Annotated in this window: 24 protein-coding genes and 1 pseudogene; all 25 read left to right on the forward strand. The window is 42.0% G+C overall.

Annotated elements, in window-relative coordinates; translation table 11 throughout:
* The 25 genes and pseudogenes from ACVHUV_RS11475 to pnp all read left to right on the forward strand — a co-directional run bounded on the left by ACVHUV_RS11475 (position 1) and on the right by pnp (position 26,275).
* Positions 1–495 (forward strand): chemotaxis protein CheD, encoded by a 495-nt coding sequence (locus ACVHUV_RS11475; RefSeq protein ID WP_371389914.1) that lies wholly within the window; start codon positions 1–3, stop codon positions 493–495.
* A 241-nt stretch (positions 496–736) separates the two neighbouring features.
* On the forward strand, positions 737–1,516 hold the full coding sequence (gene sigD / locus ACVHUV_RS11480) for an RNA polymerase sigma-28 factor SigD (RefSeq protein WP_317941639.1): 780 nt from the start codon (positions 737–739) through the stop codon (positions 1,514–1,516).
* Positions 1,513–1,815, forward strand: a complete 303-nt coding sequence (locus tag ACVHUV_RS11485; protein WP_462084675.1) for an RNA polymerase subunit sigma — start codon at positions 1,513–1,515, stop codon at positions 1,813–1,815. Before sigD ends, ACVHUV_RS11485 begins: the two co-directional genes overlap by 4 nt.
* A gap of 5 nt (positions 1,816–1,820) precedes the next feature.
* A complete protein-coding gene (locus ACVHUV_RS11490) occupies positions 1,821–2,333 on the forward strand; it encodes a hypothetical protein (RefSeq protein ID WP_462084676.1) in 513 nt (170 codons plus the stop codon).
* A gap of 143 nt (positions 2,334–2,476) precedes the next feature.
* A complete protein-coding gene (gene rpsB / locus ACVHUV_RS11495) occupies positions 2,477–3,208 on the forward strand; it encodes a 30S ribosomal protein S2 (protein WP_371389918.1) in 732 nt (243 codons plus the stop codon).
* A 98-nt stretch (positions 3,209–3,306) separates the two neighbouring features.
* Positions 3,307–4,191, forward strand: coding sequence for a translation elongation factor Ts (tsf, locus tag ACVHUV_RS11500; protein ID WP_317941635.1), 885 nt, complete (start codon positions 3,307–3,309; stop codon positions 4,189–4,191).
* 87 nt (positions 4,192–4,278) lie between these two features.
* The gene (gene pyrH / locus ACVHUV_RS11505) at positions 4,279–5,004 is read left to right on the forward strand and encodes a UMP kinase (RefSeq protein WP_317941634.1); all 726 of its coding nucleotides are present in this window, start codon (positions 4,279–4,281) and stop codon (positions 5,002–5,004) included.
* A complete protein-coding gene (frr, locus tag ACVHUV_RS11510; protein WP_317941633.1) occupies positions 5,005–5,562 on the forward strand; it encodes a ribosome recycling factor in 558 nt (185 codons plus the stop codon). It begins immediately after the preceding gene.
* Between the two features lie 228 nt (positions 5,563–5,790).
* On the forward strand, positions 5,791–6,585 hold the full coding sequence (gene uppS, locus ACVHUV_RS11515) for an undecaprenyl pyrophosphate synthase (protein WP_317941632.1): 795 nt from the start codon (positions 5,791–5,793) through the stop codon (positions 6,583–6,585).
* Positions 6,582–7,376, forward strand: coding sequence for a phosphatidate cytidylyltransferase (locus ACVHUV_RS11520; protein ID WP_317941631.1), 795 nt, complete (start codon positions 6,582–6,584; stop codon positions 7,374–7,376). The genes uppS and ACVHUV_RS11520 overlap by 4 nt, the downstream gene beginning before the upstream one ends.
* Positions 7,377–7,398: 22 nt before the next feature.
* Positions 7,399–8,544: a 1-deoxy-D-xylulose-5-phosphate reductoisomerase gene (locus tag ACVHUV_RS11525; protein ID WP_462084677.1), complete on the forward strand. Its 1,146-nt coding sequence runs from the start codon at positions 7,399–7,401 to the stop codon at positions 8,542–8,544.
* 47 nt (positions 8,545–8,591) lie between these two features.
* Positions 8,592–9,851 (forward strand): RIP metalloprotease RseP, encoded by a 1,260-nt coding sequence (gene rseP, locus ACVHUV_RS11530; RefSeq protein ID WP_462084678.1) that lies wholly within the window; start codon positions 8,592–8,594, stop codon positions 9,849–9,851.
* Positions 9,852–9,894: 43 nt separating this feature from the next.
* On the forward strand, positions 9,895–11,595 hold the full coding sequence (locus ACVHUV_RS11535; protein WP_462084679.1) for a proline--tRNA ligase: 1,701 nt from the start codon (positions 9,895–9,897) through the stop codon (positions 11,593–11,595).
* 82 nt (positions 11,596–11,677) lie between these two features.
* Entirely contained in the window at positions 11,678–15,991 is a 4,314-nt protein-coding gene (locus tag ACVHUV_RS11540) for a PolC-type DNA polymerase III (RefSeq protein WP_462084680.1), read from the forward strand.
* Positions 15,992–16,167: 176 nt separating this feature from the next.
* Positions 16,168–16,644, forward strand: coding sequence for a ribosome maturation factor RimP (gene rimP, locus ACVHUV_RS11545; RefSeq protein ID WP_317941626.1), 477 nt, complete (start codon positions 16,168–16,170; stop codon positions 16,642–16,644).
* 22 nt (positions 16,645–16,666) lie between these two features.
* Entirely contained in the window at positions 16,667–17,884 is a 1,218-nt protein-coding gene (gene nusA / locus ACVHUV_RS11550) for a transcription termination factor NusA (protein ID WP_317941625.1), read from the forward strand.
* 19 nt (positions 17,885–17,903) lie between these two features.
* Entirely contained in the window at positions 17,904–18,182 is a 279-nt protein-coding gene (gene rnpM / locus ACVHUV_RS11555; RefSeq protein ID WP_317941624.1) for an RNase P modulator RnpM, read from the forward strand.
* Positions 18,179–18,556 carry a YlxQ family RNA-binding protein gene (locus ACVHUV_RS11560; protein ID WP_371389925.1) on the forward strand — a complete coding sequence of 126 codons (378 nt, stop codon included), beginning with the start codon at positions 18,179–18,181 and terminating at the stop codon, positions 18,554–18,556. The genes rnpM and ACVHUV_RS11560 overlap by 4 nt, the downstream gene beginning before the upstream one ends.
* Positions 18,504–20,964 (forward strand): annotated as a pseudogene (gene infB, locus ACVHUV_RS11565) (translation initiation factor IF-2). The gene ACVHUV_RS11560 and the pseudogene infB overlap by 53 nt, the downstream one beginning before the upstream one ends.
* Positions 20,961–21,239 (forward strand): DUF503 domain-containing protein, encoded by a 279-nt coding sequence (locus tag ACVHUV_RS11570; RefSeq protein ID WP_371389928.1) that lies wholly within the window; start codon positions 20,961–20,963, stop codon positions 21,237–21,239. The pseudogene infB and the gene ACVHUV_RS11570 overlap by 4 nt, the downstream one beginning before the upstream one ends.
* Before the next feature lie 22 nt (positions 21,240–21,261).
* Positions 21,262–21,606 (forward strand): 30S ribosome-binding factor RbfA, encoded by a 345-nt coding sequence (gene rbfA, locus ACVHUV_RS11575; protein ID WP_317941620.1) that lies wholly within the window; start codon positions 21,262–21,264, stop codon positions 21,604–21,606.
* 75 nt (positions 21,607–21,681) lie between these two features.
* Complete coding sequence (truB, locus tag ACVHUV_RS11580) at positions 21,682–22,593, forward strand: tRNA pseudouridine(55) synthase TruB (protein WP_462084681.1); 912 nt, start codon at positions 21,682–21,684, stop codon at positions 22,591–22,593.
* An 11-nt stretch (positions 22,594–22,604) separates the two neighbouring features.
* The gene (locus tag ACVHUV_RS11585) at positions 22,605–23,546 is read left to right on the forward strand and encodes a bifunctional riboflavin kinase/FAD synthetase (protein ID WP_462084682.1); all 942 of its coding nucleotides are present in this window, start codon (positions 22,605–22,607) and stop codon (positions 23,544–23,546) included.
* A 158-nt stretch (positions 23,547–23,704) separates the two neighbouring features.
* On the forward strand, positions 23,705–23,974 hold the full coding sequence (gene rpsO, locus ACVHUV_RS11590) for a 30S ribosomal protein S15 (RefSeq protein WP_317941617.1): 270 nt from the start codon (positions 23,705–23,707) through the stop codon (positions 23,972–23,974).
* A gap of 177 nt (positions 23,975–24,151) precedes the next feature.
* A complete protein-coding gene (gene pnp / locus ACVHUV_RS11595) occupies positions 24,152–26,275 on the forward strand; it encodes a polyribonucleotide nucleotidyltransferase (RefSeq protein ID WP_462084683.1) in 2,124 nt (707 codons plus the stop codon).
* Positions 26,276–26,283: the final 8 nt, after the last annotated feature.

Below are 26,283 nucleotides of genomic sequence, written 5' to 3' on the forward strand. Positions count from 1 at the left end.
ATGAACATGTTAAAAAACGTTATAAGAGTAGGCATTGCCGACATGAATATTGCCAAAACACCACATACGATTAGAACATCCGGTTTAGGCTCTTGCGTCGGTGTTGTCCTTTACGACGAAACAAAAAAAATTGCTGGTCTATTACACGTCATGCTACCGGACTCTACTCTCGGAAAAGCAGAAAATCTGAATGTGGCGAAATTTGCAGATACAGGAATTTATGCGCTAATGGAGCGTTTAAAAGCTGAAGGAGTTAGGCCTTTATCTTTAAAGGCTAAAATTGCTGGTGGAGCGCAAATGTTTCAATTTGGGACAAGTGATACAATTCGGATAGGTCCAAGAAATATTGAAGCTGTAAAAAGTGAGCTCAATCGTCTGTCCATCCCGATTGTAGCAGAAGATACCGGGGGATCGAGTGGGAGAACGATTGAATTTGATCCATCTACAAGTACATTAAGTATTCGAACCGTCAATGCAGGGACCAAGGACATTTAATCATCCTCGTACACATATTGAAAAAGTTATAGAATTTATCATGAAGTTGATAACGAATGAGCGAAGTGTAATGCGAATAATTGCCGTCTGCACGCTCTGAAAAAGTCTATAAGACTTTGATACTGTTAGAAAAGCGGCTGATCGATTCAGTCGCTTTTTTAAATAACCATTTGCTATAATTATAAATAGATGAACGACAGTAAGTTTTTTAAACTGAAACGGTATGGAGGTGAAAGCATCAATGTCCAAACAGGATTTGACAGAAGAAGCATGTTGGAAACTTTGGATGGAAAATCGGGATACAGATGCGGGTGACTGGCTCGTCCGTACATATATGCCGCTCGTCAACTATCACGTACAACGAATTAGTTCAGGACTTCCTCGCAATGTAGCGAGAGATGATATTATGAGTTTAGGTTTACAAGGTCTATTCGATGCTTTAACAAAATTTGAACCGAGCAGGGACTTGAAATTTGATACATACGCCTCTTTTAGGATAAGAGGATCGATAATCGATGGACTTCGTAAAGAGGACTGGTTACCACGATCTTCAAGGGAGAGAACGAAAAAACTTGAAGAAGAAATCCATAAATTAGAACAAAGCTTGTTACGGCATGCTACACCTGAAGAAATTGCCCGTCACCTCGGTATTTCTGTAGAAGACGTTTATCAGACTGTCCATGAACAATACTTTTCCAATATCTTGTCAATGGATGAGCGGATGAGTGATGACGACGAAGAAGGTCAAAAATCTTTCATCTTAAAAAATGAATCGGAGCGTTCACCTGAACATCATGTCATGATGGGCGAGTTAATTGAAGAATTATCCGGGAAGATCCAGGAATTGAATGACAACGAGCAACTCGTTTTAAATCTTTTCTATACAGATGAAATGACGTTAACCGAAATCGGGGAAATTCTCGGTTTGTCAACGTCTAGAATTTCTCAAATTCACTCAAAAGCTTTATTTAAATTACGGAAACTACTTCTACCGGAAATTGTAGATGGAGGGATACTGTGAGTTTAAAAGGCATCGAACTTCAAATTGCCATTCCTAAAACCGTAGAAGCAGCGAAGCTTCAGGAGCAAAAACAAAATCAGACCTATGTAAGTCAAACCCATGCACAAGCGGCGAACGAAAAGGAATTGGCCAAACAGCGTGAGACGGTCGTTGAAGCAACTAACTACGCCAAAGTAAACAAAGATGCGAACAAAGAGCAGCATCCTAATGGTCAAAATGAACAAGGGCAAGGACATAAAGAAGAGGAAAAGAAAACGAAGCATCCTTATAAAGGATCATTCGTAGACTTTATAGGTTAATGGACATGCAAACGATATTCCTAATACTATTATTTATCATGCAGATGGTTGGCTTTTATGTAATATTACTGTTGTATACAAAAGTTTCCAGGTTCAATGATTTGGAAAAGAAACAGCAAAAGCTTATGGCGGAGATGGATGACTCAATCGCAGCTTATTTAGCTGAATTGAAGGAAGAGAACGAACGCTTGATAGCAATTATTGAAAAACGGCACCACGCAAGCGGTCCAGAGCCATCAAATTCGATGACGTCAAGTAAAAAAGAAGTGAATAAAAATGAGAACGCAGATTTACATTTTCCTCAACCGAAAATCCCAATGAAACTTGCAGTTCAATCTTATCAATCATATTCCAAAAATATACCAGAGGAACAGGCAGCCACACAAAAAAAGCCTGGCGAAATGGACGAGCGGACGAAAGCAATTGCACTGCATGATGAGGGAAAAAGTATTGAAGAAATCGCTAAGACGCTCGGTAAAGGTAAAACTGAAGTGGAGCTACTACTGAAATTCCGATAAAGATTGTTGCAATAGGATTATCCATGTGGTATATTATCAAATGGTGTTACTACACACGCATGTGGATGTCGGAAAGGGTGCCGAAAGGTCATTTCGATGAATGAAGGATGCGGAGGAATTTAACCAAACAGGAGGAATAGTAAATGTCAGTAATCTCAATGAAACAACTGCTTGAAGCAGGTGTACATTTCGGTCACCAAACACGTCGTTGGAACCCGAAAATGAAAAAGTATATTTTTGTAGAGCGTAACGGAATCTACATCATCGATCTTCAAAAGACGGTGAAAAAATTAGAAGAAGCTTACGACTTCATGCGCCAAGTGGGTGCTGATGGTGGTAAAGTGCTATTCGTAGGTACTAAAAAGCAAGCACAAGATGCTATTAAAGAAGAAGCTGAACGTGCTGGCATGTATTACATCAACCAACGTTGGCTTGGTGGTACACTTACAAACTTCGGAACGATCCAAAAGCGTGTTGCACGCATGAAGAAGATCGAAACGATGGAAGAGGACGGTACATTTGCTGTACTTCCTAAAAAAGAAGTATCTGAACTTAGAAAAGAACACGAACGTCTTGTGAAATTCCTTGGCGGTATCCGTGATATGAAATCACTACCAGATGTTATTTTCGTGGTAGACCCACGTAAAGAGCGCATCGCGGTTGCTGAAGCAATTAAATTGAACATTCCACTTGTTGGTATTGTTGATACAAACTGTGATCCGGATGAAATCGATTATGTCATTCCTGCGAATGACGATGCAATCCGCGCAGTACGTCTTTTGACGAGCAAAATGGCTGACGCTTTGATCGAATCAAGACAAGGTGCTGACGAAGAAGTTGCTGAAGAGCAAGCAGAAGCAGTAACTGCAGAGTAAGTAGCGAGTATAAATGAAAAGACGATAAGTGGCCAACCCCCTTATCGTCTTTTTTAAAGAGTATGAAAGTTGATTACACAATATGGGAGGAACTACGAATGGCTATTACAGCACAAATGGTTAAAGAATTGCGTGAAAAAACAGGTGCGGGTATGATGGACTGCAAAAAAGCACTTACTGAAGTGAATGGTGATATGGAAGCGGCAATCGACTTCCTTCGTGAAAAAGGCTTGTCAAGTGCGGCGAAAAAAGCTGATCGTATTGCTGCAGAAGGGACAACTGATATCCTAGTAAGCGGAAACGAAGCAATCATTCTTGAAGTGAATGCTGAAACGGATTTCGTAGCGAAAAACGAAGCATTCCAAATTCTTGTTAAAGAACTTGGTGAGCATTTACTTGCAACAAAACCGGCTTCCGTAGAAGAAGCGATGGAGACAAAAATGTCCAACGGTCTTTCAGTTGCTGACCACATCTCAAATGCAGTTGCTAAAATCGGTGAAAAAATCACACTTCGTCGTTTCGAAGTGAAAACAAAGACTGATAATGACGCATTTGGACCATACTTACACATGGGTGGACGTATTGCGGTGCTAACAATTCTAGAAGGTTCTACAGATGCTGAGGCTGCGAAAGATGTTGCGATGCACATCGCTGCTTTGAATCCAAAATACATCTCTCGTGACGAAGTTTCTCAAGAAGAAGTCGAGCATGAGCGCAAAATCCTTACAGAGCAAGCTTTGAATGAAGGCAAGCCTGAAAATATCGTTGCGAAAATGGTTGAAGGTCGCCTTGGTAAATACTTTGAAGAAATCTGCTTATTAGACCAAGCTTTCGTTAAGAATTCTGATCAAAAAGTGCGTGACTTCGTAAAATCAACAGGCGGAACGTTAAAAGGCTTCGTTCGCTATGCAGTTGGTGAAGGAATCGAAAAACGTGAAGATAACTTTGCTGATGAAGTAATGAGTCAAGTAAAGGGCAACTGATTGCAGTTGTAGATAGTATGAAAAAATTAGGGGACACACCACTGTGTTCCCTATTTTTCGAGAAAACTTAGTAGACGGAGGGTACATATGAGCGTCCCAAAATATAAAAGAATTGTCTTGAAACTTAGCGGTGAAGCACTAGCGGGTGACAAAGGCTTTGGATTATCACCTGCAATCATCAAGTCGGTCGCAGCACAAGTAAAAGATGTGGTGGATCTTGATGTTGAAGTGGCAGTCGTAGTTGGTGGAGGAAATATTTGGCGAGGGAAAATCGGAAGTGAAATGGGCATGGACCGCACAACTGCTGATTATATGGGTATGCTCGCTACCGTAATGAATTCACTGGCACTTCAAGATGCTCTTGAAAAATTAGGCGTTGAAACACGTGTATCGTCATCAATCGACATGCGACAAGTCGCAGAACCATATATTCGCCGCAAAGCAATCCGTCATTTAGAGAAAAAACGCGTCGTCATTTTTGCAGCAGGAACGGGTAATCCGTATTTCTCAACAGATACGACAGCTGCGTTACGAGCGGCAGAAATTGAAGCAGACGTCATCCTGATGGCTAAGAACAATGTAGATGGTGTCTATTCTGCGGACCCATTAAAAGATACGAATGCCGTGAAGTATACAGACCTTACGTATTTGGAAGTCATTAGTCAAGGGCTTGAAGTGATGGACTCTACTGCATCGACCCTATGTATGGACAACGATATCCCGCTCGTAGTATTCTCGGTTATGGAGAACGGTAACATTAAAAAAGCTGTACTGGGTGAACCAATCGGTACGGTTGTGAGGAGGAATGGGTAAATGTCAAAAGTAGTATTAGATCAAACAAAAGAAAAAATGGAAAAAGCGATATCTGCATTGACGAGACAACTTGCTTCCATCCGTGCAGGTCGTGCGAATGCATCTTTGCTAGATCGAATTTCAGTTTTGTATTATGGAGCACCAACACCATTAAACCAAATGGCTGGTATCTCAGTGCCTGAAGCGCGGTTGATGGTCATTCAACCATACGATAAAACGACATTAGGTGATATTGAAAAGGCAATCCTGAAGTCGGATATCGGTATTACTCCATCTAATGACGGCTCAGTCATCCGTTTGGCAGTCCCTGCACTAACAGAAGAAAGACGTAAAGAGCTTGTAAAAGAAGTGAAAAAAGAAGCCGAAGATTCCAAAATTGCAGTTCGTAACATCCGTCGGGATGCAAATGACGAGTTGAAAAAATTAGAGAAGAACGGCGAAATCACTGAGGACGAATTACGTCGTAGCGGTGAGGATATTCAGAAACTTACGGATTCGTACATTGTTAAAATTGATGAGGTCGCTAAAGATAAAGAAAAAGAAATCTTAGAAATCTGATTGTGAACTTTCCATACACAAAGACGTCCTACTAGAAGGGCGTCTTTTTTGAATGAATTGACGATTATGAAGAGTTTTATTGATGAACAGCTTCTACGCGGCATACGTTGAAGGGACGCCTTAAATAATTTCCATGCGATAGATGGATTTTTTAAATGAAATTTGTTTGCTTATTTGATACGATAGACTAGATACTTGCTCAAATAGCAGGCGAGTGGAGGAAATTGAATGTTAGAAAAACTGTTGAGAAAAAAAACATTGGAAATGGATAGCTCGATTTCTGATCGGCTTACTAAAGTCAAAAATGGAGATATCCCTTCACACGTCGCCATCATCATGGATGGAAATGGCCGCTGGGCGAAGCAGCGGAGCTTACCTCGTTTTGCAGGTCATCATGAAGGGATGAAGACTGTCCGTAAAATCACGAGAATTGCAAACGATATCGGTATTAGCGTCTTGACACTTTATGCATTTTCAACTGAAAATTGGAAGCGCCCTAAGATGGAAATTGACTTTTTGATGAAATTACCTGGAGAATTCTTAACTACATATTTACCCGAGTTAATTGAACAAAATGTCAAAGTCGAAATGATTGGCAATACAGATGGATTGCCTGTTCACACAAAGGAAGCCATTAGTAGAGCTATGCATGAAACAGCGCAAAACGATGGACTTATCTTAAACTTCGCCATGAATTATGGGAGTCGACTTGAAATTGTCGAGACGGTAAAAGAAATTGCTCGGCTTGCAATTGCAAATGAGATAGCAATTGAGGATATTGACGATGCCCTCATTGATGCACACTTAATGACGGCACATTTACCAGAACCCGATCTACTGATCCGTACAAGCGGAGAAGTACGACTATCGAATTTTATGCTTTGGCAACTCGCTTACTCCGAATTTTCGTTTACAGAAGTTCTATGGCCTGATTTTGATGAAGCTTGTATGCTTAATGCAATTGAAGAATACCAAATGCGTAATCGTCGTTTTGGCAATGTGGAAGGGGACAAAGGCAGTTGAAACAGAGAATACTTACAGCATTGATTGCGCTAGCGATATTTTTTCCACTCGTACTAATTGGTGGATTGCCATTTACAATTGCAATTTATCTAATCGCTTCAATCGGACTTTTTGAATTACTACGAATGAATCAGATGTCTATTTTTTCAATTCATGGCTTACTCACATGGCTTTTGCTTGCAACGTTGCTCATGCCTTCTGAATGGACAGCCAACGTACAAGAAGCCATCCACACGAGCAAATTGGAAATCCTCTCAGCAATTATACTTATTATGCTCATTTATACAGTGACTTCTAAAAATCGCTTTACATTTGAAAATGCCGCCTTTTCAGCTTTTAGTGCACTTTATGTCGGTATTGGATTTTATTATTTAATTGAAACGAGATTTTTTGGATTTGAATATGTGTTTTATGCGCTCTTAATTATATGGATGACAGATTCTGGTGCTTATTTTATCGGAAGGAAGCTGGGTAAACGAAAGTTGTGGCCAGATATTTCACCAAACAAGACAGTGGAAGGTTTTGTCGGAGGAATTATTTTTGCTGTATTGTTTGCATGTATTATCCAGTACTTCTACCCAATTGCATCGACATTCGGAATTTTAATCATTGTGACAATCGTCGCTTCTATTGTTGGACAATTAGGGGACTTGGTCGAATCAGCATTGAAAAGGCATTTTAATGTGAAAGACTCTGGAAATTTGTTACCTGGTCACGGAGGTATTCTTGATCGTTTTGATAGTCTCCTTTTCGTGCTACCGCTCATTCACTTTTTACAATTCGTCGGTTAATGGAAAGGAAGTTGTTCAATCAATGAAAAAAAAGATCAGTCTTTTAGGTGCTACTGGATCGATTGGTACACAAACACTTGATATTGTGCAGTCGAACCCTGAACATTTTCAACTTGTATCTTTTTCAGCAGGCAAGAATATTGAAAAAGTAAGAGAAATCACTTTAAAGTTCCAGCCATCTCTTGTATCCGTTATGCGTAAGGAAGATGCCGAAACGCTAGCTGTTGATTTTCCTTCGACTCGTTTTGTATATGGGAAAGAAGGACTCATCCTCGTCGCTGCACATTCAGGGGCAGATATGCTCGTCAACGCTGTCATCGGGAGTGTCGGACTTGAACCGACATTGCATGCGATAAGAGAAGGGATAACGATTGCGATTTCCAATAAGGAAACATTAGTTGCTGCAGGGGATATTGTCATTGCTGAAGCTCAAAAGCGAAACGTAGCACTTCTCCCCGTCGATAGCGAACACTCCGCATTGTTCCAAGCACTCAATGGTGAAAATCCAAAGAGAGTCACCCGTCTTATTTTAACGGCTTCAGGCGGAAGTTTCCGGGACTTGTCACGTGATCAGTTAAAACAGGTTACAGTTGAACAAGCGTTAGCTCATCCGAACTGGTCAATGGGGAATAAGCTCACAATTGACTCTGCAACAATGATGAATAAAGGATTAGAAGTTATTGAAGCCCATCATTTATTCAGTTTACCGTACGACCAGATTGATTGTTTGCTTCATAAAGAGAGTATTATCCATTCTATGGTCGAATTTGAAGATACGAGCGTCATCGCTCAACTTGGTTCACCAGATATGCGCGTGCCGATCCAATATGCCATGACCTACCCAGACCGTATGCCGATGCAGAATGCGAAGCCATTGCGGCTGGAGGAAATTGGAGCGCTACACTTTGAGAAAATGGATTTTGAGCGATTCAAAGCATTAGCACTCGCTTACGAAGCAGGTCGTACTGGCGGTTCCATGCCGACCGTAATGAATGCAGCTAACGAAATTGCAGTTCAGTTGTTCATGATGAATAAAATCCCATTTTTACAGATTGAAGAAATTGTGGAGCAAATGATGAACGAGCATGTAACCATTTCACATCCTAGTTTGGATGAAATTTTAGAAATTGACTCCAATACGCGAAAATTGGTCCATGCATTGGTATGATGACTGAATTGAAAAAAGGCCGGTTTGGCCAGTTAAGGTGGTTTTAAATGGAAACCGTTATTGCGTTTATTATCATATTTGGTTCACTTGTTTTTTTTCATGAATTAGGGCATTTCTTATTTGCGAAAAAAGCAGGGATCATGGTGCGGGAATTTGCAATCGGTTTTGGTCCGAAGATTCTTGCAATCCGGAAGAAAGAAACGTTGTACACAATCCGAATTCTACCGTTTGGTGGCTATGTACGAATGGCGGGAGAGGACTTTGACTCTGTCGAACTATTACCTGGCTATCGAGTTGGAGTTGTGCTCAATGATTCGGACGAAGTAGAAAAAATCTATTTGAATCGTGAAATTGCAAATCCGAATGTACTTTTTTTAGAGACAGAGTCTGCAGACCTCAGTAAAGAATTGTATATTGAAGGCTATGATGAAGACGGCCAACTCGTCCGATACAATGTTACGAGAGAAGCGATCATCTATGAAAAAGGGCAAGAAACACTGATTGCACCCTATGATCGTCAATTTGATTCAAAGCCATTAGGTAGTCGAGCAATGGCAATTTTTGCAGGGCCACTCTTTAACTTCATTCTTTCATTCTTTATTTTCTTAGCCATCGGGTTATTAAATGGTGTACCTAAAGACGAACCGATCATCGCGGAAGTTGTAAAGGATACGCCTGCATATGCTGCTGGGATGGAAGCTGGTGACCGTATTAAAGAAGTGGACGGGACCGTAGTGGACAAATGGTCTCAATTTACTGGAATCATTCAAGAAAAACCTGGTGAAAAGATTCAAGTGAAAGTGGAAAGAGCAGGAGAACTGTTAACGATGACGATGACGCCTTCGACTATCGTGGATTCCGGCCAAGAATTCGGACAAATTGGTGTCAAGTATGCACCTGAGTACGAGAAGAGTCCTCTAAAAGCATTGCAATATGGTGCTACTGAAACAGTGAACTGGATTACACGGATCTTTGAATTGTTAGGGATGCTCGTTACAGGTAAATTTTCAATTGATGCGCTGAGCGGACCAGTCGGTATTTATAAGGCGACAGAAGAAATGGCTCGGTTCGGCATCTTTACATTAATGAATTGGGCGGCTATACTGAGTATCAATTTAGGAATCATGAACTTATTGCCATTGCCAGCACTAGACGGAGGAAGGTTACTCTTTTTCCTATACGAAGCTGTAAGAGGCAAACCTGTAGACAAACAAAAAGAAGGCATGGTTCACTTTGTTGGGATCATGTTACTCATGGTTCTCATGGTTGTTGTCACCTGGAATGACATTCAACGCTTCTTCTTCTAATGGAGCATGACAATCTAACTACTGGAATTCGAGGTGAAAGCAAATGAAACAATCACGTACATTCATCCCAACGATGCGTGAAGTCCCTACAGATGCTGACACAGTATCCCATCAGTTATTAGTAAGAGCAGGATTCGTCCGACAACATATGAGCGGCGTTTATACATATATGCCGCTTGCAAAAAAAGTGTTGTCGAAAATTGAAAAAATTATCCGTGAAGAAATGGATGCACTGAATGCAGCCGAACTATTTATGCCGACGTTGCAACAAGCTGAACTATGGCAGGAAACAGGGCGATGGGATGCTTATGGATCTGAATTATTCCGGATTAGTGATCGTCACGACCGAGAAATGGCATTAGGACCAACACATGAAGAAGTCATTACTTCGCTCGTACGAGATGAAGTGAAATCTTACAAAAAATTGCCGTTAACGTTCTATCAAATCCAAACGAAGTTCCGTGATGAAAAACGCCCTCGGTTTGGTTTACTACGTGCACGTGAGTTTGTTATGAAAGACGCCTATTCATTCCATGCGACAGCAGATAGTTTGGATGAAACGTATTCAGCTATGATGCAAGCTTATTCAAACATCTTTACAAAGATTGGTTTGAACTTTCGCGCAGTACTTGCTGATGGCGGTTCGATAGGTGGAACGGATACACATGAATTCATGGCATTATCCGATATTGGTGAAGATACAATTGCTTATAGCGATGCATCTGCCTACGCGGCAAACATTGAGACAGCTGAAGTGAGTGCAAATAAAGAAAAGCCGAATCAAACGCAAAAAGCGATTGAAAAGGTTGAAACGCCTACTCAAAAGACAGTCAGCGATGTTGCGAAGTATTTACAAGTTGGAGTCGACAAAGTTCTTAAAACACTCATCTATAAGGCGGATGGTGAATTCCTTGCGGTCGTTGCACGTGGTGATCACGATGTCAATGAACTGAAGTTAAAGAAAGCATTACATGCATGGGATCTTTCATTTGCTACAGAACAGGAAATAGAGTCATTAATTGGGTGTAAAGTAGGGTTTATTGGTCCTGTCAAACTACCGATAGAAATGAAAGTATACGCTGACTATTCGGTAGCGAATTTAGTGAATGTTGTCTGTGGTGCAAATGAAGAAGGTTATCATTTAATCAACGTCAACCCTGAAAGGGATTTCGCGATCGATCAATTTATTGACTTGCGCTTCATCCAAGAAGGAGATCCTTCTCCTGACGGCTCAGGAATAATCCGATTTGCAAAAGGAATTGAATTAGGGCATGTCTTCAAGTTAGGCACTGCTTATAGTGAACCGATGCGCGCAACGTATGTAGATGAGAATGGAAAAAACAATCCATATATTATGGGTTGCTATGGAATCGGTGTCTCTAGGATTCTTGCAGCCATTGCGGATCAATACAATGACGCAAATGGGTTGAAATGGCCAAAACACCTTGCTCCTTATGATGTCCATCTTGTGACGATTAATATGGAGGACGAAGTGCAGAGGCAATTATCCGAGGAACTGTATAATTTATTGAAATCTTATCGGTATGAAATTTTGCATGATGATCGCCATGAACGGGCAGGTGTGAAGTTTGCTGATGCCGACTTGATTGGTTTGCCGATCCGTATAACAATCGGAAAAAGGGCACAAGAAGGAATTGTAGAGGTCAAATTTAGAGAGACTGGTGAAACAGTCGAGTGGCAGAGAGAAGAAGTGACGGAAAAACTTCAGTCGTTTTTCTCTTAACAACTCGTTAAAAAAGGGGGAAGGCCGTGCGTTCAATCGGTTCTTCCCTTCTTTTGACGTTTGAAGTGGAGGGGTTAGCAGCATGGATGCGAGAATGAAACTACTGACATTGCTTCAGCAAATTGGTATGACAGATGACCAAGTAATTGCGTGTTTTGAAGGCGGAACATTGGAACGTGTCGATATTCATCGGAAGTCAAGAGTGTGGCAATTCAACGTGCAATTGGAGCGGACATTGCCAGTACACGTATTTCAATTGTTTCAACAGCGTTTGCTCGATGCATTCAATTCAATTGCAACAGTACGTTTACAGGTGAATTGTCGTATAACCGAAAAGAACGCTGAGCAAGTGGTTGGTTATTGGCCAATTGTTATTGAAGAATTAAGAGATATGTCTCCACCCATTAGGGAAAGGTTGTTAGGACAGACGCCTGTTCTAGTAGGTGAGAAGATGACGTTAGTTTGTACAAGCGAGTTTGAACAACAAACGTTGAAAACGAAATACGGACCACTACTAGCTGATGTTTATGCTTCATTCGGTTTTTCTTCCGTGGCAATCGAATTCACCGTCGTGGAGGATGAAGCTCAACTAGAAGCGGAGAGACTTGCCTTCATTGCACAAAAAGAAGCTGAAGAAGAAGCGTATGCAAAAACCGCGTTAGCAAATCTTCAAAAAGTAGAAGCGTTGAAGAAGGAAAACGGTGATCAGGGCAATCGACCGTTCATATTAGGGACACCGATTAAGCCTGACGAACCGTTAATGATCATTCAATCGATTCAAGACGAAGAACGTAGAGTGACGATTGAAGGCTTCGTTTTTGATACGGAAGTACGAGAACTGCGTAGTGGTCGTTCTTTATTAACGATGAAAGTGACTGACTATACGGACTCGATATTAGTGAAAATGTTTTCGCGGGACAATGAAGATGCGGAATTGATGAAAACGTTGAAGAAAGGTTCCTGGGTACGTGCGCGTGGCAGTATTCAAAACGATACATTTGTCCGTGATCTAATTATGATGGCACAAGATATTATGGAAGTTGCTCCTGTCATTCGCAAAGATTTAGCACCTGATGACCGTAAGCGAGTGGAATTACATGCACACACGACAATGAGTCAGATGGATGCTGTTACGACTGCATCTGCACTTGTTGAGCAAGCTGCTAAATGGGGTCATCCTGCTGTAGCAATAACGGATCATGCGAATGTCCAATCATTTCCCGAAGCATTTTCTGCTGGAAAAAAACACGGCATCAAAGTATTGTTCGGACTTGAAGCAAACTTAGTCGACGACGGCGTACCGATTGTTTATGATGAGCAACACCGTAAACTGGAAGATGATACATATGTTGTCTTTGACGTCGAAACAACGGGACTCTCTGCTGTTTACGATACAATTATTGAGTTAGCGGCAGTGAAAGTCGTAAATGGGGAAATAAAAGAACGTTTTGAACGATTTGCGAACCCGCATCATCCATTGTCTTCAACGACGACGGAATTGACAGGTATTACAGATGACATGGTGAAGGATGCTCCAGAAGTATCTGAAGTCATTAGAGATTTCAAAGAATTTATAGGCGACTCTATTCTTGTTGCACACAATGCATCGTTTGATATGGGATTCTTTTATGAAGCGAGTAAACGAGCCGAATTGCATGACAAATCTTATCCGGTTATCGACACACTCGAGCTCGCGAGGTTTTTATATCCTGAACTAAGGAATCACCGTTTGAATACGTTAGCAAAAAAGTTTGATATTGAACTGACGCAACATCACCGTGCAATTTACGATACAGAAGCGACAGCGTATTTGTTCATCCGATTGATGAAAGATGCTGCAGAGAAGGGCATTGCATTCTTAGATGATTTTAATAAGAACATCGGTGAAGGAGATGCTTATAAACGCTCGCGTCCATCGCATTGTACACTGTTAGCGGTAGATGATGAAGGACTGAAAAATCTGTTCCAACTCGTTTCAATTTCCCATATGAACTATTTTTATCGCGTACCTCGTATTCCAAGGTCGTTACTAACGAAATACCGAAAAGGACTATTGGTTGGTTCAGGTTGTGATAAAGGTGAAGTTTTTGAAGGTCTTATGCAAAAGTCTATGGAGGAAGTTGAAGAGATTGCAAGGTTTTACGACTATTTGGAACTACATCCTAAGCCGGTCTACTCGCATTTATTGGAATTAGAATTGATACGGGACGAATGGAATCTTGAAGATATTATGCGTAAAATGATCAAACTTGGAAAGAAGACGGGATTGCCTGTTTGTGCCACTGGTAATGTCCACTACATTCATGAAACAGATGCGATGTATCGCCAAGTACTTGTCCGTTCGCAAGGTGGGGCAAATCCAATGAATAGACACGCGCTCCCTGAAGTGCATTTCCGAACGACTGACGAAATGTTGGAACACTTTTCGTTTCTAGGCAAAGAGACAGCAGAACAAATTGTCATTGATAATCCAAATGCAATTGCCGAAAGGATTGGCAATGTTAAAGTCATTAAAGACGATTTGTATACACCGACAATCGAAGGTGCCGATGAGGAAGTTCGGAATTTGACCTATTCGATGGCTCATAGCATTTATGGAGAGAACTTACCTGACATCTTGGAAGCGCGTATCGAGAAAGAGTTAAAATCCATTATTGATAACGGATTTGCCGTCATTTATTTAATTTCCCATAAGCTCGTTAAAAAATCATTGGATGATGGCTATTTGGTCGGGTCCCGTGGTTCTGTTGGTTCCTCACTTGTTGCGACGATGATGGAGATTACGGAAGTAAACCCGATGCCGCCACATTACGTCTGCCCTTCATGTAAACTGTCCGAGTTCTTTAACGACGGTTCCGTTGGTTCTGGGTTCGATTTGCCCGATAAGGCTTGTCCTTCTTGTGGAACGATGTTTAAAAAAGATGGACACGACATTCCGTTCGAAACATTCCTAGGTTTTAACGGGGATAAAGTCCCGGATATCGATTTGAATTTCAGCGGTGAATACCAAGCGCATGCACACAATTATACGAAAGTCCTTTTTGGGGAAGATTATGTGTACCGTGCTGGAACAATTGGAACGGTTGCTGAAAAGACAGCATACGGTTATGTCCGAGGGTATATGAACGACAATAATATAAATTTGCGTGGGGCGGAAATCGACCGGCTCGTACAAGGCTGTACGGGTGTTAAACGGAATACCGGACAACATCCAGGCGGCATCATTGTTGTACCTGATACCATGGATATATTTGACTTTACGCCAATCCAATATCCTGCAGATGATACAGGTTCAAGTTGGCGGACGACGCATTTTGACTTCCATTCCATTGATAATAACTTGCTGAAATTGGATATTCTAGGCCACGATGATCCGACAATGATTAAAATGTTGGAAGATTTATCGGGTATAGATCCGAAAACGATACCACCCGACGATGAAGGGGTCATGGCATTGTTCAGCGGGACGACTTCATTGGGGGTAACTGAGGAGCAAATTGATTGCAAGACAGGAACGTTAGGGGTGCCGGAATTCGGTACACGCTTCGTACGGCAGATGTTGGAAGAAACGAAGCCGTCTACCTTCTCCGAACTCATTCAAATTTCCGGACTATCTCATGGGACTGACGTGTGGTTAGGGAATGCGCAAGAATTGATTCAAAATAAAATTTGTCAATTATCCGACGTGATTGGATGTCGTGATGATATTATGGTGTACTTGATTTATCAAGGTCTAGAACCATCCATGGCATTTAAGATTATGGAATCTGTTCGGAAAGGGAAAGGGCTGACTCCAGAATTCGAAGCGGAAATGAAAGCAAATAATGTACCTGCATGGTATATCGATTCTTGTAAGAAAATAAAATACATGTTCCCTAAAGCCCATGCTGCTGCATACGTTATGATGGCACTGCGAATTGCATATTTTAAAGTACATCATCCGATTATGTACTATGCAGCGTACTTTACAGTGCGGGCGACCGATTATGATTTGCTTACGATGACAAAAGGGACTGCTTCAATGCGTGCCAAAATCAAAGAAATAAACGATAAAGGTTTGGAAGCTTCCCCGAAGGAAAAGAACTTGTTAACTGTCCTTGAAATTGCTTTAGAAATGGGAGAACGCGGATTCACGTTTGCGAAACCTGACCTGTATAAATCGGATGCATCGGTCTTCTTAATAGATGGAAACAAACTCATTCCGCCATTCGACTCAATTCCTTCGCTCGGAACGAACGTTGCCAAAACGATTGTTGAAGCGCGTAAAGATGGGATCTTCCTCTCTAAAGAAGACTTGCAACAACGCGGTCGAGTATCGAAGACAGTCATTGAATTCATGGATACATTAGGGTGTTTGGAAGGTATGCCAGACTCGAACCAGCTCTCGTTGTTTTGATAAAAATGCTGTCAACTTCGGAAAGCATTGGCACATTGTTTGCATAGATGCCCAGTAGATGGTATAATTGTAGCAACTTTTGCTATAAGTCTTACGCGAAAAGAGTGGGGTCTCCCGCTCTTTTCTGTTGTTCTTTGCGGATTGGATAAGTTAAATGAATTTTCGGGAGGGTTATGATGAGTAAAATTACAGAACAAGTCGAAAAACTCGTCAGTCCGATTGTGAAAGACCTCGAGTTGGAATTGGTTGACATCGAATTTCTAAAAGAAGGTAAAGACTGGTTTTTGCGCATATATGTTGATACGCCGGAAGGCAATATCGATATTGAGCAATGTGCACAAGTTAGTGAAAGGCTGAGTGAGGAATTGGATCGAGTTGATCCAATTTCGCAAAATTACTTCCTCGAAGTCTCTTCACCAGGTGCAGAGCGGCCATTGAAAAAAGAAGAAGACTTCTTAAAAGCAATCGGTCAATATGTATTCATCAAAACATATGAACCGATCAATGGCATGAAAGAATTTGAAGGCTATTTGCTTTCATACGGTCCTGAAATTGCAGAAGTTGAGATTCGAATTAAGACACGCAAATTGCAAGTAGAAATTGAAAAGGCGAAAATTGCTTTTGCACGGTTGGCGATTGACTTTTCGGCATAATTGAATAGAGGAGTGATTAATTATGAGTAGTGATCTACTCGATGCATTGACAGCCCTTGAAAAACAAAAAGGAATTTCTAGGGATGTTATTGTTGAAGCGATTGAAGCGGCACTCGTGACCGCCTACAAACGAAATTTCAATCAGGCGCAAAATGTCCGCGTTGATTTAAACCTTGAAAAAGGTACGATGAAAGTCTATTCGCGAAAAGACGTTGTCGATGAAGTTGATGATGAGCGGTTACAAATGGCGTTGGAAGATGCACTGCTTGTCAATCCCGCTTACGAAATAGGAGATGTCGTGGAAGAGGAAGTCACACCACGAGATTTTGGCCGTATCGCAGCTCAAACAGCTAAACAAGTCGTTACACAACGGGTGCGTGAAGCGGAGCGTGGGTTAATTTATGACGAATACGTTGACCGCGAAGATGATATTGTCAATGGAATCGTAGAACGTCTCGATGCACGTAATTTGTATGTCGGTCTTGGAAAAGTTGAAGCTGTTTTGCCTGCTGGAGAACAAATCCCGACTGAATCATATAAACCACACGATCGTATTAAAGTGTACATTACTAAAGTCGAAAGAACTTCCCGTGGACCTCAAGTTTTTGTGTCCCGTACGCATCCTGGTCTTTTGCGCAGGTTGTTTGAAATGGAAGTGCCTGAGATTTACGATGGTATTGTTGAAATCAAGTCCATTGCCCGTGAAGCCGGCGATCGCTCAAAGATTTCTGTGCATACAAACAATGAAGAAGTCGATCCAGTCGGTTCTTGTGTTGGAGCACGTGGAGCGCGTGTCCAGTCCATCTCAAATGAGTTGAACGGGGAGAAAGTCGACATTGTCGAATGGTCAGAAGATCCGATCGTCTTTGTAGCAAATGCTTTAAGCCCTTCAAAAGTGCTTGACGTACAAGTGAACGAAGAAGAACGGTCGACAACAGTCGTTGTACCTGATTACCAACTTTCCTTGGCAATTGGGAAACGAGGACAGAACGCAAGACTTGCAGCGAAGTTGACAGGATGGAAAATTGATATAAAAAGCGAAACGGATGCTCGTGAATTAGGAATTTATCCTTCTGCGAATACTCCATACAATACTGTAGATGAGCATGAAAATGATGTATATACAGGTGCGAATAATGGAGACGATACGTTTAAAGATGATCCGTATTTTGATGTGGAATCGGATGATGAAACTGACTTAGAAACGATTGATCTTTATTCGGAAACTGATGACAAATGAAATGAAAGGATGAGTGCCCATGACTAGTAAGAAAAAAGTCCCTTTGCGGAAATGCGCTGCTACAGGTGACATGTACCCTAAAAAAGAAATGATCCGGATTGTACGCACGAAAGAAGGCGAAGTTTCAGTCGACTTGACTGGGAAGAAGTCAGGACGAGGTACATATGTATCAAAAACTGAAGCAGCTGTCGAAACTGCAAAACGCAATCGGGCCATTGAAAGTCAATTGGGAACTTCTGTGCCCGAGGAAGTGTATGAGGACCTTCTTCATGCAATCCGTCGAGAGGCATTGAAATGAATCATCCACAGAAAATTTTTCAGTTGCTAGGAATGGCAGCCAGAGCTCGGAAATTGATTACCGGTGAAGAATTGGTCGTAAAAGACATTCGTGCTGGAAATGCTCGACTTGTCATCATTTCTGAAGATGCTTCAAAAAATACACACAAAAAAGTTCATGATAAATGTAGTTTTTACAACGTTGAGAAGCATGTGTTTGGGAGCCGGGAAGCTCTTGGCCATGCAATCGGAAAAGAGTCGCGGGTCGTACTCGCGTTAACGGATGCCGGTTTTGCCGGTAAAATATCCGGGCTCCTCAACGAATATAACCGGGGGTGGGCTAATGACGAAGATACGTGTACACGAATACGCGAAACAAGTGAATCGGACGAGTAAGGAAGTCATAGATGAGCTTGGAAAGATGAATGTAAAGGTGTCGAATCATATGTCAATGCTAGATAAGGATGCGAAAGATAAATTGGATAAGCATTTCAGCAAAGGTGGTTCAACTCCTCCGAATACAGCAAAGCAAGGGCAAAAGCCATCTTCAAATGGCGCACGTCCATCACAAGAGAGAAACAAGCAAGACGATCGACCAAGACAAGGCCAACAGCGCCAAGGGCAAGGCGGCGCGCAAGGTAACCGTTCTGCACAAGGTCAACAACGTCAAGGGCAAGGCGGCACGCAAGGTAACCGTTCTGCTCAAGGCCAACAGCGCCAAGGGCAAGGATCGCAAGGCAACCGTTCTGCACAAGGCCAACAACGTCAAGGGCAAGGCGGCGCGCAAGGCAACCGTTCTGCACAAGGTCAACAACGTCAAGGGCAAGGCGGCGCGCATGGCAACCGTTCTACGCAAGGCCAACAGCGCCAAGGGCAAGGCGGCACGCAAGGCAACCGTTCTGCACAAGGCCAACCACGTCAAGGACAAGGAGCGCAGGGTGGTAATCGTCCTGCTGGGCGCGGTGGCAGACCTCCTGCTCGCGGCATTAACCAAGGGCGCAGAAGACATCGTCCAGCACCAATGCCGAAAGTGGAAAAACCATTGCCCGAAAAAATTACATTTTATGAGTCCTTATCTGTCGGAGAGCTTGCAAACAAATTAGGACGCGAACCGTCTGAAATCATCAAAAAGCTCTTTATGCTTGGTGTTATGGCAACGATTAACCAAGAACTGGATAAGGATGCAATTGAACTAATTTGCGCAGATTATGAAGTGGAAGTGGAAGAGGAAATCCGCATTGATGTCACCGATCTTGAAATTTACTTTGAAGATTCAGAAGAAGTTGAAGCGGAACTAACTGAACGTCCTCCAGTCGTAACAATTATGGGGCATGTTGACCATGGTAAAACGACACTACTTGACTCTATTCGTGATACAAAAGTGACACAAGGTGAAGCTGGCGGAATCACTCAACATATTGGTGCCTATCAAATCGAAGTGGAAGGAAAGAAAATTACTTTCCTTGATACGCCTGGGCATGCTGCCTTTACGACAATGCGTGCACGAGGTGCCAAAGTTACTGACATTACAATTTTAGTAGTAGCTGCCGATGATGGCGTCATGCCGCAAACAATCGAAGCGATTAACCATGCAAAAGCGGCTGAAGTACCAATTATTGTTGCGGTGAACAAAATGGATAAACCTTCCGCAAATCCTGACCGTGTCATGCAAGAGCTGACAGAGCATGGACTTCTTTCTGAAGCGTGGGGCGGAGATACGATTTTTGTGCCAATTTCTGCATTGAAAGGTGAAGGGATTGACCATCTTCTTGAAATGGTGTTACTCGTTTCAGAAGTTGCAGAATTGAAAGCAAGCAAAAACATCCGTGCGAAAGGAACTGTGATCGAAGCACAGCTCGATCGCGGACGTGGATTCTGTCGCAACGTTACTCGTGCAAGATGGAACATTACGTGTAGGTGACCCGATTGTTGTTGGTACGACATTTGGTAAAGTGCGTGCGATGATCAATGACTTAGGCCGTCGTGTGAAAGAAGCGGGTCCATCGACACCTGTTGAAATAACAGGATTGAATGAAGTACCTCAAGCTGGCGATCGCTTTGTTGTGTTTGAAGATGAAAAGACCGCTCGTCAAATCGGTGAGTCAAGAGCAGGCGATGCATTGCAAGAACAACGTGTAGAGAAAACACGTGTTACGCTTGATAACTTGTTCGATCAAATGAAACAAGGTGAAATGAAAGAACTGAATTTGATAGTTAAAGCTGACGTTCAAGGTACAGTTGAGGCTATGGCGGCTTCCCTTATGAAAATTGAAGTGGAAGGTGTTAACGTCAAAATCATTCATACCGGTGCAGGTGCTATCAATGAATCTGATATTTCCCTTGCGGCTGCATCTAATGCAATTGTAATTGGTTTTAACGTTCGACCTGATGTCAATGCGAAACGTGCTGCTGAAGAAGAAGGTGTCGACATTCGTTTACACCGCGTCATTTATAAAGTAATCGAGGAAATCGAATTTGCGATGAAAGGGTTACTGGATCCTGAATTTGAGGAGAAAGTAATCGGGCAAGCTGAAGTTCGTGAGACATTCAAGGTTTCTAAAATCGGTACAATTGCTGGAAGTTACGTCACTGAAGGTAAATTGACGAGAGATGCCGGCGTCAGAGTACTTCGTGATAACATCGTCATTTTTGAAGGTGAGCTTGATACGTTGAAACGCTTTAAAGATGATGTAAAAGAAGTATCTAAAGGCTACGAATGTGGTATTACTGTGAAGAACTTCAATGACATCAAGGAAGGCGACATCTTTGAAGCCTTTGTCATGGAGGAAGTCAAACGGTCATGATTGTGTATGCCGAATGCATATTCTTCATTCCAGATGTCCATTCGCTGAAAGAAAAACGGTCGGTCCTAAAAAAGATGACCGATCGCGTAAAAAATGATTTTAATGTTTCCGTTGCGGAAATCGATTACCAGGATTTGTGGCAGCGTACAACAATCGCTCTCGTATCCGTCGCTTCTTCAAAAGAGGCAGCGGAAGGAGAGACGAGAAGGGCTATCCGCTTCCTGGAATCGAATCCTGAGTGGGAAATGACTGATTTACTGCTAGATTATTATTGATAAGAAATAGGGGTGACCATTCATGTCTATGCGTGCAAATCGGGTCGCTGAACAGATGAAGAAAGAACTTGGCGGCATCATTGGCCAAAAGTTAAAAGATCCTCGGATTGGCTTTGTCACAGTCACTGATGTTGAAGTGACTGGAGATTTACAACAAGCGACGATTTTTATTTCTGTACTTGGAAATGATGCGCAAAAAGAAGCTACTTTGGCAGGTCTAATGAAAGCAAAAGGATTCATTCGTTCTGAAATTGGACAACGAATCAGACTTCGTAAAACACCTGAAATCGAGTTCGCATTTGATGATTCCGTTGAATACGGTAATCGCATCGAATCATTACTTCGTCAAGTAAATACTGAAGAATGAAAATTGGAGGGAGTCGGTGTCCAAAAGGACTTATCCGATTTCCTCCTTTTGCCTTAAAAAGATAGGAGGGATGGAATGGAAGGGATTCTGCCGTTGTGGAAAGAAAAAGGAATGACATCACATGATTGTGTCTTCAAATTACGAAAAATACTCGGCATGAAAAGGATAGGGCATACGGGTACGTTAGATCCGAATGTAGAAGGTGTACTCCCCATCTGTCTAGGACAAGCGACAAAGGTCGCTGAATACGTTACAGACGCAGGTAAAGAGTATATTGCTACTGTTTCAATAGGCGCGTCTACAGAGACGGAAGACGCGGATGGAGCAGTCGTCGAGTCGGACGAAACGTTTAAACGAGTCACACGCGAAGAGTTGCTTACAGTTCTACAGCGATTAACTGGAGAAATCACACAAATTCCTCCTATGTACTCTGCAGTAAAAGTGAATGGTAAAAGATTATATGAGTACGCGAGAAAAGGAATTGAAGTGGAGCGACCCTCAAGAAAAGTGCACATTTATGAAATTGAGCTTTTAGATGATGCTGATTTTTTTGAAGGCGAAGAGTTGCAATTTTCCATTCGTATTGCGTGTGGTAAAGGGACATATATTCGAACGTTATCGGTCCAAATTGGCGAACAATTGGGTTATCCTGCTCACATGAAGAACTTAGTGCGGACCGCATCTGGCAACTTTGTTCAACAGGATTGTATGACGTTAGCGGAAGTGGTGGAACGAAAAGAAAATGGCCAATTGAACAATTTCATTCGACCATTGGAAGATGCGCTCATCGACTTTACTTTTGTGCCACTCGAAGAAGATTTGTATGATAAAATAATGAATGGGCAAGTATTGCCTCAACATAAGTTGCTTTTGCAAAATGATGTGATTGTATTTACTCACAAGGACAAAGCGGTTGCGATTTATCGCAACCATCCGACTAAAGAAGGATTGATGAAACCGGAAAAAATGTTTCCGGTCAATCGGTAAGGGAGAAATTCATGGAAATTCATCGTTTACACTATCCAGACAATTTTCAAACACCTACCGCTGGACCGTTCTCCTTAGCAATCGGTTTTTTTGACGGTTTGCATATAGGTCATCAGACAGTCATTGAGGCGGCGAAAAGGAAAGCGGAAGAATTGGGGATCCAATCAGCGGTCATGACGTTCGATCCTCACCCGTCCCATCTATTCAAAAGTGGAACGGATAAAGTAGGGTATATAACCCCTTATCGAGAGAAGATTAGACTTCTTCAAGACATGGGAATTGATACATTATTCATCGTCACATTCAATTGGGAGCTCGCATCTTTATCACCAGAAGCGTTTGTTGAATTGTTTATGAAAGGATTAGGCATCAAACATGTCACAGCTGGTTTCGACTTTACATTTGGTTCCAAAGGTTCAGGCACGATGGAACAGATGGCTGCATTAGCGGACGGAGTTTATGAGACGACGATCATTCCAAAAGTGGAAGCAGATGCACATAAAATCTCCTCGACTAGAATCCGTGAATTGCTTGCTCACGGTGATGTTGAACATACAGCAAGATTGCTTGGTAGACCGTTTAGAACTGTTGGAACAGTGATTCATGGTGATAAAAGAGGGCGACAACTCGGGTTTCCGACTGCTAATATCGCATCTGAACCTGAATCCCTTATTCCTTCAAACGGTGTATATGCTGTCCGAGTTTTAGTAGGAACTACTTGGTATGATGGCGTATGTAATGTTGGCGTTAAACCGACTTTCCATGATCCGAACAGAAAAACTCCAACGGTTGAAGTGCACATTATGGATTTTGAAGGAAGTTTGTATGATCAAGAACTCTCTCTCGAGTGGATCGCTCATATCCGTTCTGAGAAAAAGTTTCAGTCAATCGAAGAGTTAATCGAACAAATAGGAAAAGACAAGCATACTGCCAAACAATTATTACATAGGTAATTGCGTAGGAACTGAATTCTTTGTGCATCTTTATTGCATACAACAGCCATGCATGATATGATAAATCAGTGCAATCGCATGAACCTTTCCTTGGCAAGTCGAATCACCAACGATTGCTCGGGATTCGGGGATATTTTATGGATTAGGAGGTGAAAAGGATGGCAATTACACAAGAGCGTAAAAATGAATTGATTACTGAATTCAAAATTCATGAAAACGATACTGGATCTGCAGAAGTACAGATCGCTATCCTTACAGAAGAGATCAACAACTTGAACACGCATCTTCAAGTACACAACAAAGACCACCACTCACGTAGAGGTCTTCTTAAGATGGTTGGTACACGTAAAAGACTTCTTAAGTACTTGCGTGAAACTGATGTTCAACGTTACCGTGATCTTATTGCAAAACTCGGCCTTCGCCGTTAATAAGATGGATATGGAAAGCGGGCCTTGCCCGCTTTTTTTTATTGAATTGATGCGAACGAACTGTCAATAACAAATATTTATGTTATATTTCGCATAAGCGAATCATTTTTGATACACTATGACTAAATACATACTACGTATGGTTGCTTACGTTTGAAAAAAGAGAGGAGTACCATAATGACAGAACAGAAAAAAGTGTACACATATGAGTGGGCCGGGAGACCATTGACGATTGAGACAGGTCAACTCGCGAAACAGGCAAACGGTGCAGTACTTGTCCGTTATGGCGATACATCCGTATTGTCAACAGCGACTGCTTCAAAAAATCCGAAAGCTCTCGATTTCTTCCCTTTGACTGTGAACTATGAAGAGCGCCTTTATGCTGCAGGGAAAATTCCAGGAGGCTTCATTAAACGTGAGGGTCGTCCTTCCGAAAAAGCGGTATTGACGAGCCGGTTAATTGACCGCCCGATTCGACCGTTATTTGCGGATGGATTTCGTAATGACGTCCAAGTAATTTCACTTGTCATGTCAGTTGATCAAAATTGCACGTCTGAAATGGCTGCAATGCTTGGTTCTTCACTCGCTCTATCCATTTCCGACATTCCGTTTGAAGGACCGATAGCGGGTGTGCAAATTGGCCGTATCGATGGCGAATTCATCATTAACCCTACACCAGAGCAATTGGAGAAAAGTGAATTGGATTTAGTCGTTGCCGGGACAAAAGATGCCATCAACATGGTAGAAGCTGGCGCGAAAGAAGTGGCGGAAGATGTCATTTTAGAAGCGATTATGTTTGGCCATGAGCAAATCATTAAACTGATTGAGTTCCAAGAAATGATCGTTGCTGAAGTCGGAAAAGAAAAGATGGAAATTACGCTATTTGAGTTGGACGAAACATTGATGGCTGAAGTGAAAGAAAAATGTGAAGCTGAATTGATCAGTGCCATTCAAACAGAAGAGAAGCATGCACGTGAGGAAGCAATCTCTGCTGTGAAAAATGCCGTAATGGAAAGTTATACGGAAGCAGAAGCTGATGAAGAGACATTAAAACAAGTGAAAAACATTTTAGACCACCTCGTGAAAGAAGAAGTCCGTCGATTAATTACCGATGAGAAAGTTCGTCCGGATGGTCGAGGATTAGATGAAATCCGTCCATTATCTTCCGAAGTGGGCATTTTACAACGTACGCATGGTTCCGGTTTGTTCACACGTGGACAGACACAAGCATTGAGTGTTTGTACATTAGGGGCACTTGGAGAAGTACAAATTATAGATGGCTTAGGACTTGAAGAGTCCAAGCGTTTCATGCATCATTATAACTTCCCGAATTTTAGTGTCGGGGAAACAGGTCCAATCCGTGGACCAGGCCGTCGTGAAATTGGACACGGTGCGTTAGGTGAGCGTGCACTTGAAGCAATCATCCCTGATGAAAAAGACTTCCCGTACACAATCCGTCTTGTTGCTGAAGTTCTAGAGTCGAACGGTTCTTCATCACAAGCATCGATCTGTGCGTCCACAATGGCGATGATGGATGCAGGTATTCCAATTAAAGCACCTGTAGCTGGTATTGCAATGGGTCTCGTGAAAAAAGGGGACAACTATTCCGTACTTTCCGATATCCAAGGGATGGAAGATCACTTGGGCGATATGGACTTTAAGGTGGCAGGGACAGCTAAAGGCATTACTGCATTACAAATGGACATCAAAATTGAAGGATTGTCGCGTCAAATTCTTGAAGAGTCATTAGCACAAGCGAAAATCGGTCGCATGAAAATCCTTGACCATATGTTAACAAGTATTTCCGCACCGAGAGAGCAGCTGTCTGCGTACGCTCCAAAAATTATTATGATAAAAATCAATCCGGATAAAATCCGTGATGTCATTGGACCTGGCGGAAAAGTGATCAATAAAATTATTGAAGAGACAAACGTGAAGATTGACACAGAACAAGATGGAACAATTTATATTTCTTCACCGAACTCAGAGATGAACGAAAAAGCGAAGACGATGATTGAAAACATTGTCCGTGAAGCAAAAGTAGGCGAATATTATTTAGGGAAAGTGAAACGAATTGAAAAATTCGGTGCATTCCTTGAAATCTTCTCAGGCAAAGACGGCCTCCTTCACATTTCTGAAATTCAAGAAGAACGTACAAAAGCAGTGGAAGATGTATTGAAGATGGGTGATGAACTGCTCGTCAAAGTCATTGAAATCGACAACCAAGGACGCGTGAACTTGTCTCGTAAAATTGTGTTGAAAGAACAAAAAGAAGCTGCTGAAAAAGAGAATAACGCATAATATGAGCT

It is taken from the genome of Sporosarcina saromensis (genome assembly GCF_054901285.1).

Coding starts and splice junctions, on each gene's coding strand:
- ACVHUV_RS11490 (WP_462084676.1), top strand. CDS start 1,821: ATGCAAACGATATTCCTAATACTATTATTTATCATGCAGATGGTTGGC.
- rpsO (WP_317941617.1), top strand. CDS start 23,705: ATGGCAATTACACAAGAGCGTAAAAATGAATTGATTACTGAATTCAAA.
- rpsB (WP_371389918.1), top strand. CDS start 2,477: ATGTCAGTAATCTCAATGAAACAACTGCTTGAAGCAGGTGTACATTTC.
- uppS (WP_317941632.1), top strand. CDS start 5,791: ATGTTAGAAAAACTGTTGAGAAAAAAAACATTGGAAATGGATAGCTCG.
- truB (WP_462084681.1), top strand. CDS start 21,682: ATGGAAGGGATTCTGCCGTTGTGGAAAGAAAAAGGAATGACATCACAT.
- nusA (WP_317941625.1), top strand. CDS start 16,667: ATGAGTAGTGATCTACTCGATGCATTGACAGCCCTTGAAAAACAAAAA.
- sigD (WP_317941639.1), top strand. CDS start 737: ATGTCCAAACAGGATTTGACAGAAGAAGCATGTTGGAAACTTTGGATG.
- ACVHUV_RS11540 (WP_462084680.1), top strand. CDS start 11,678: ATGGATGCGAGAATGAAACTACTGACATTGCTTCAGCAAATTGGTATG.
- pyrH (WP_317941634.1), top strand. CDS start 4,279: ATGAGCGTCCCAAAATATAAAAGAATTGTCTTGAAACTTAGCGGTGAA.
- ACVHUV_RS11560 (WP_371389925.1), top strand. CDS start 18,179: ATGAATCATCCACAGAAAATTTTTCAGTTGCTAGGAATGGCAGCCAGA.
- ACVHUV_RS11535 (WP_462084679.1), top strand. CDS start 9,895: ATGAAACAATCACGTACATTCATCCCAACGATGCGTGAAGTCCCTACA.
- rimP (WP_317941626.1), top strand. CDS start 16,168: ATGAGTAAAATTACAGAACAAGTCGAAAAACTCGTCAGTCCGATTGTG.
- rseP (WP_462084678.1), top strand. CDS start 8,592: ATGGAAACCGTTATTGCGTTTATTATCATATTTGGTTCACTTGTTTTT.
- pnp (WP_462084683.1), top strand. CDS start 24,152: ATGACAGAACAGAAAAAAGTGTACACATATGAGTGGGCCGGGAGACCA.
- ACVHUV_RS11475 (WP_371389914.1), top strand. CDS start 1: ATGAACATGTTAAAAAACGTTATAAGAGTAGGCATTGCCGACATGAAT.
- rbfA (WP_317941620.1), top strand. CDS start 21,262: ATGTCTATGCGTGCAAATCGGGTCGCTGAACAGATGAAGAAAGAACTT.
- frr (WP_317941633.1), top strand. CDS start 5,005: ATGTCAAAAGTAGTATTAGATCAAACAAAAGAAAAAATGGAAAAAGCG.
- ACVHUV_RS11570 (WP_371389928.1), top strand. CDS start 20,961: ATGATTGTGTATGCCGAATGCATATTCTTCATTCCAGATGTCCATTCG.
- ACVHUV_RS11525 (WP_462084677.1), top strand. CDS start 7,399: ATGAAAAAAAAGATCAGTCTTTTAGGTGCTACTGGATCGATTGGTACA.
- rnpM (WP_317941624.1), top strand. CDS start 17,904: ATGACTAGTAAGAAAAAAGTCCCTTTGCGGAAATGCGCTGCTACAGGT.
- tsf (WP_317941635.1), top strand. CDS start 3,307: ATGGCTATTACAGCACAAATGGTTAAAGAATTGCGTGAAAAAACAGGT.
- ACVHUV_RS11585 (WP_462084682.1), top strand. CDS start 22,605: ATGGAAATTCATCGTTTACACTATCCAGACAATTTTCAAACACCTACC.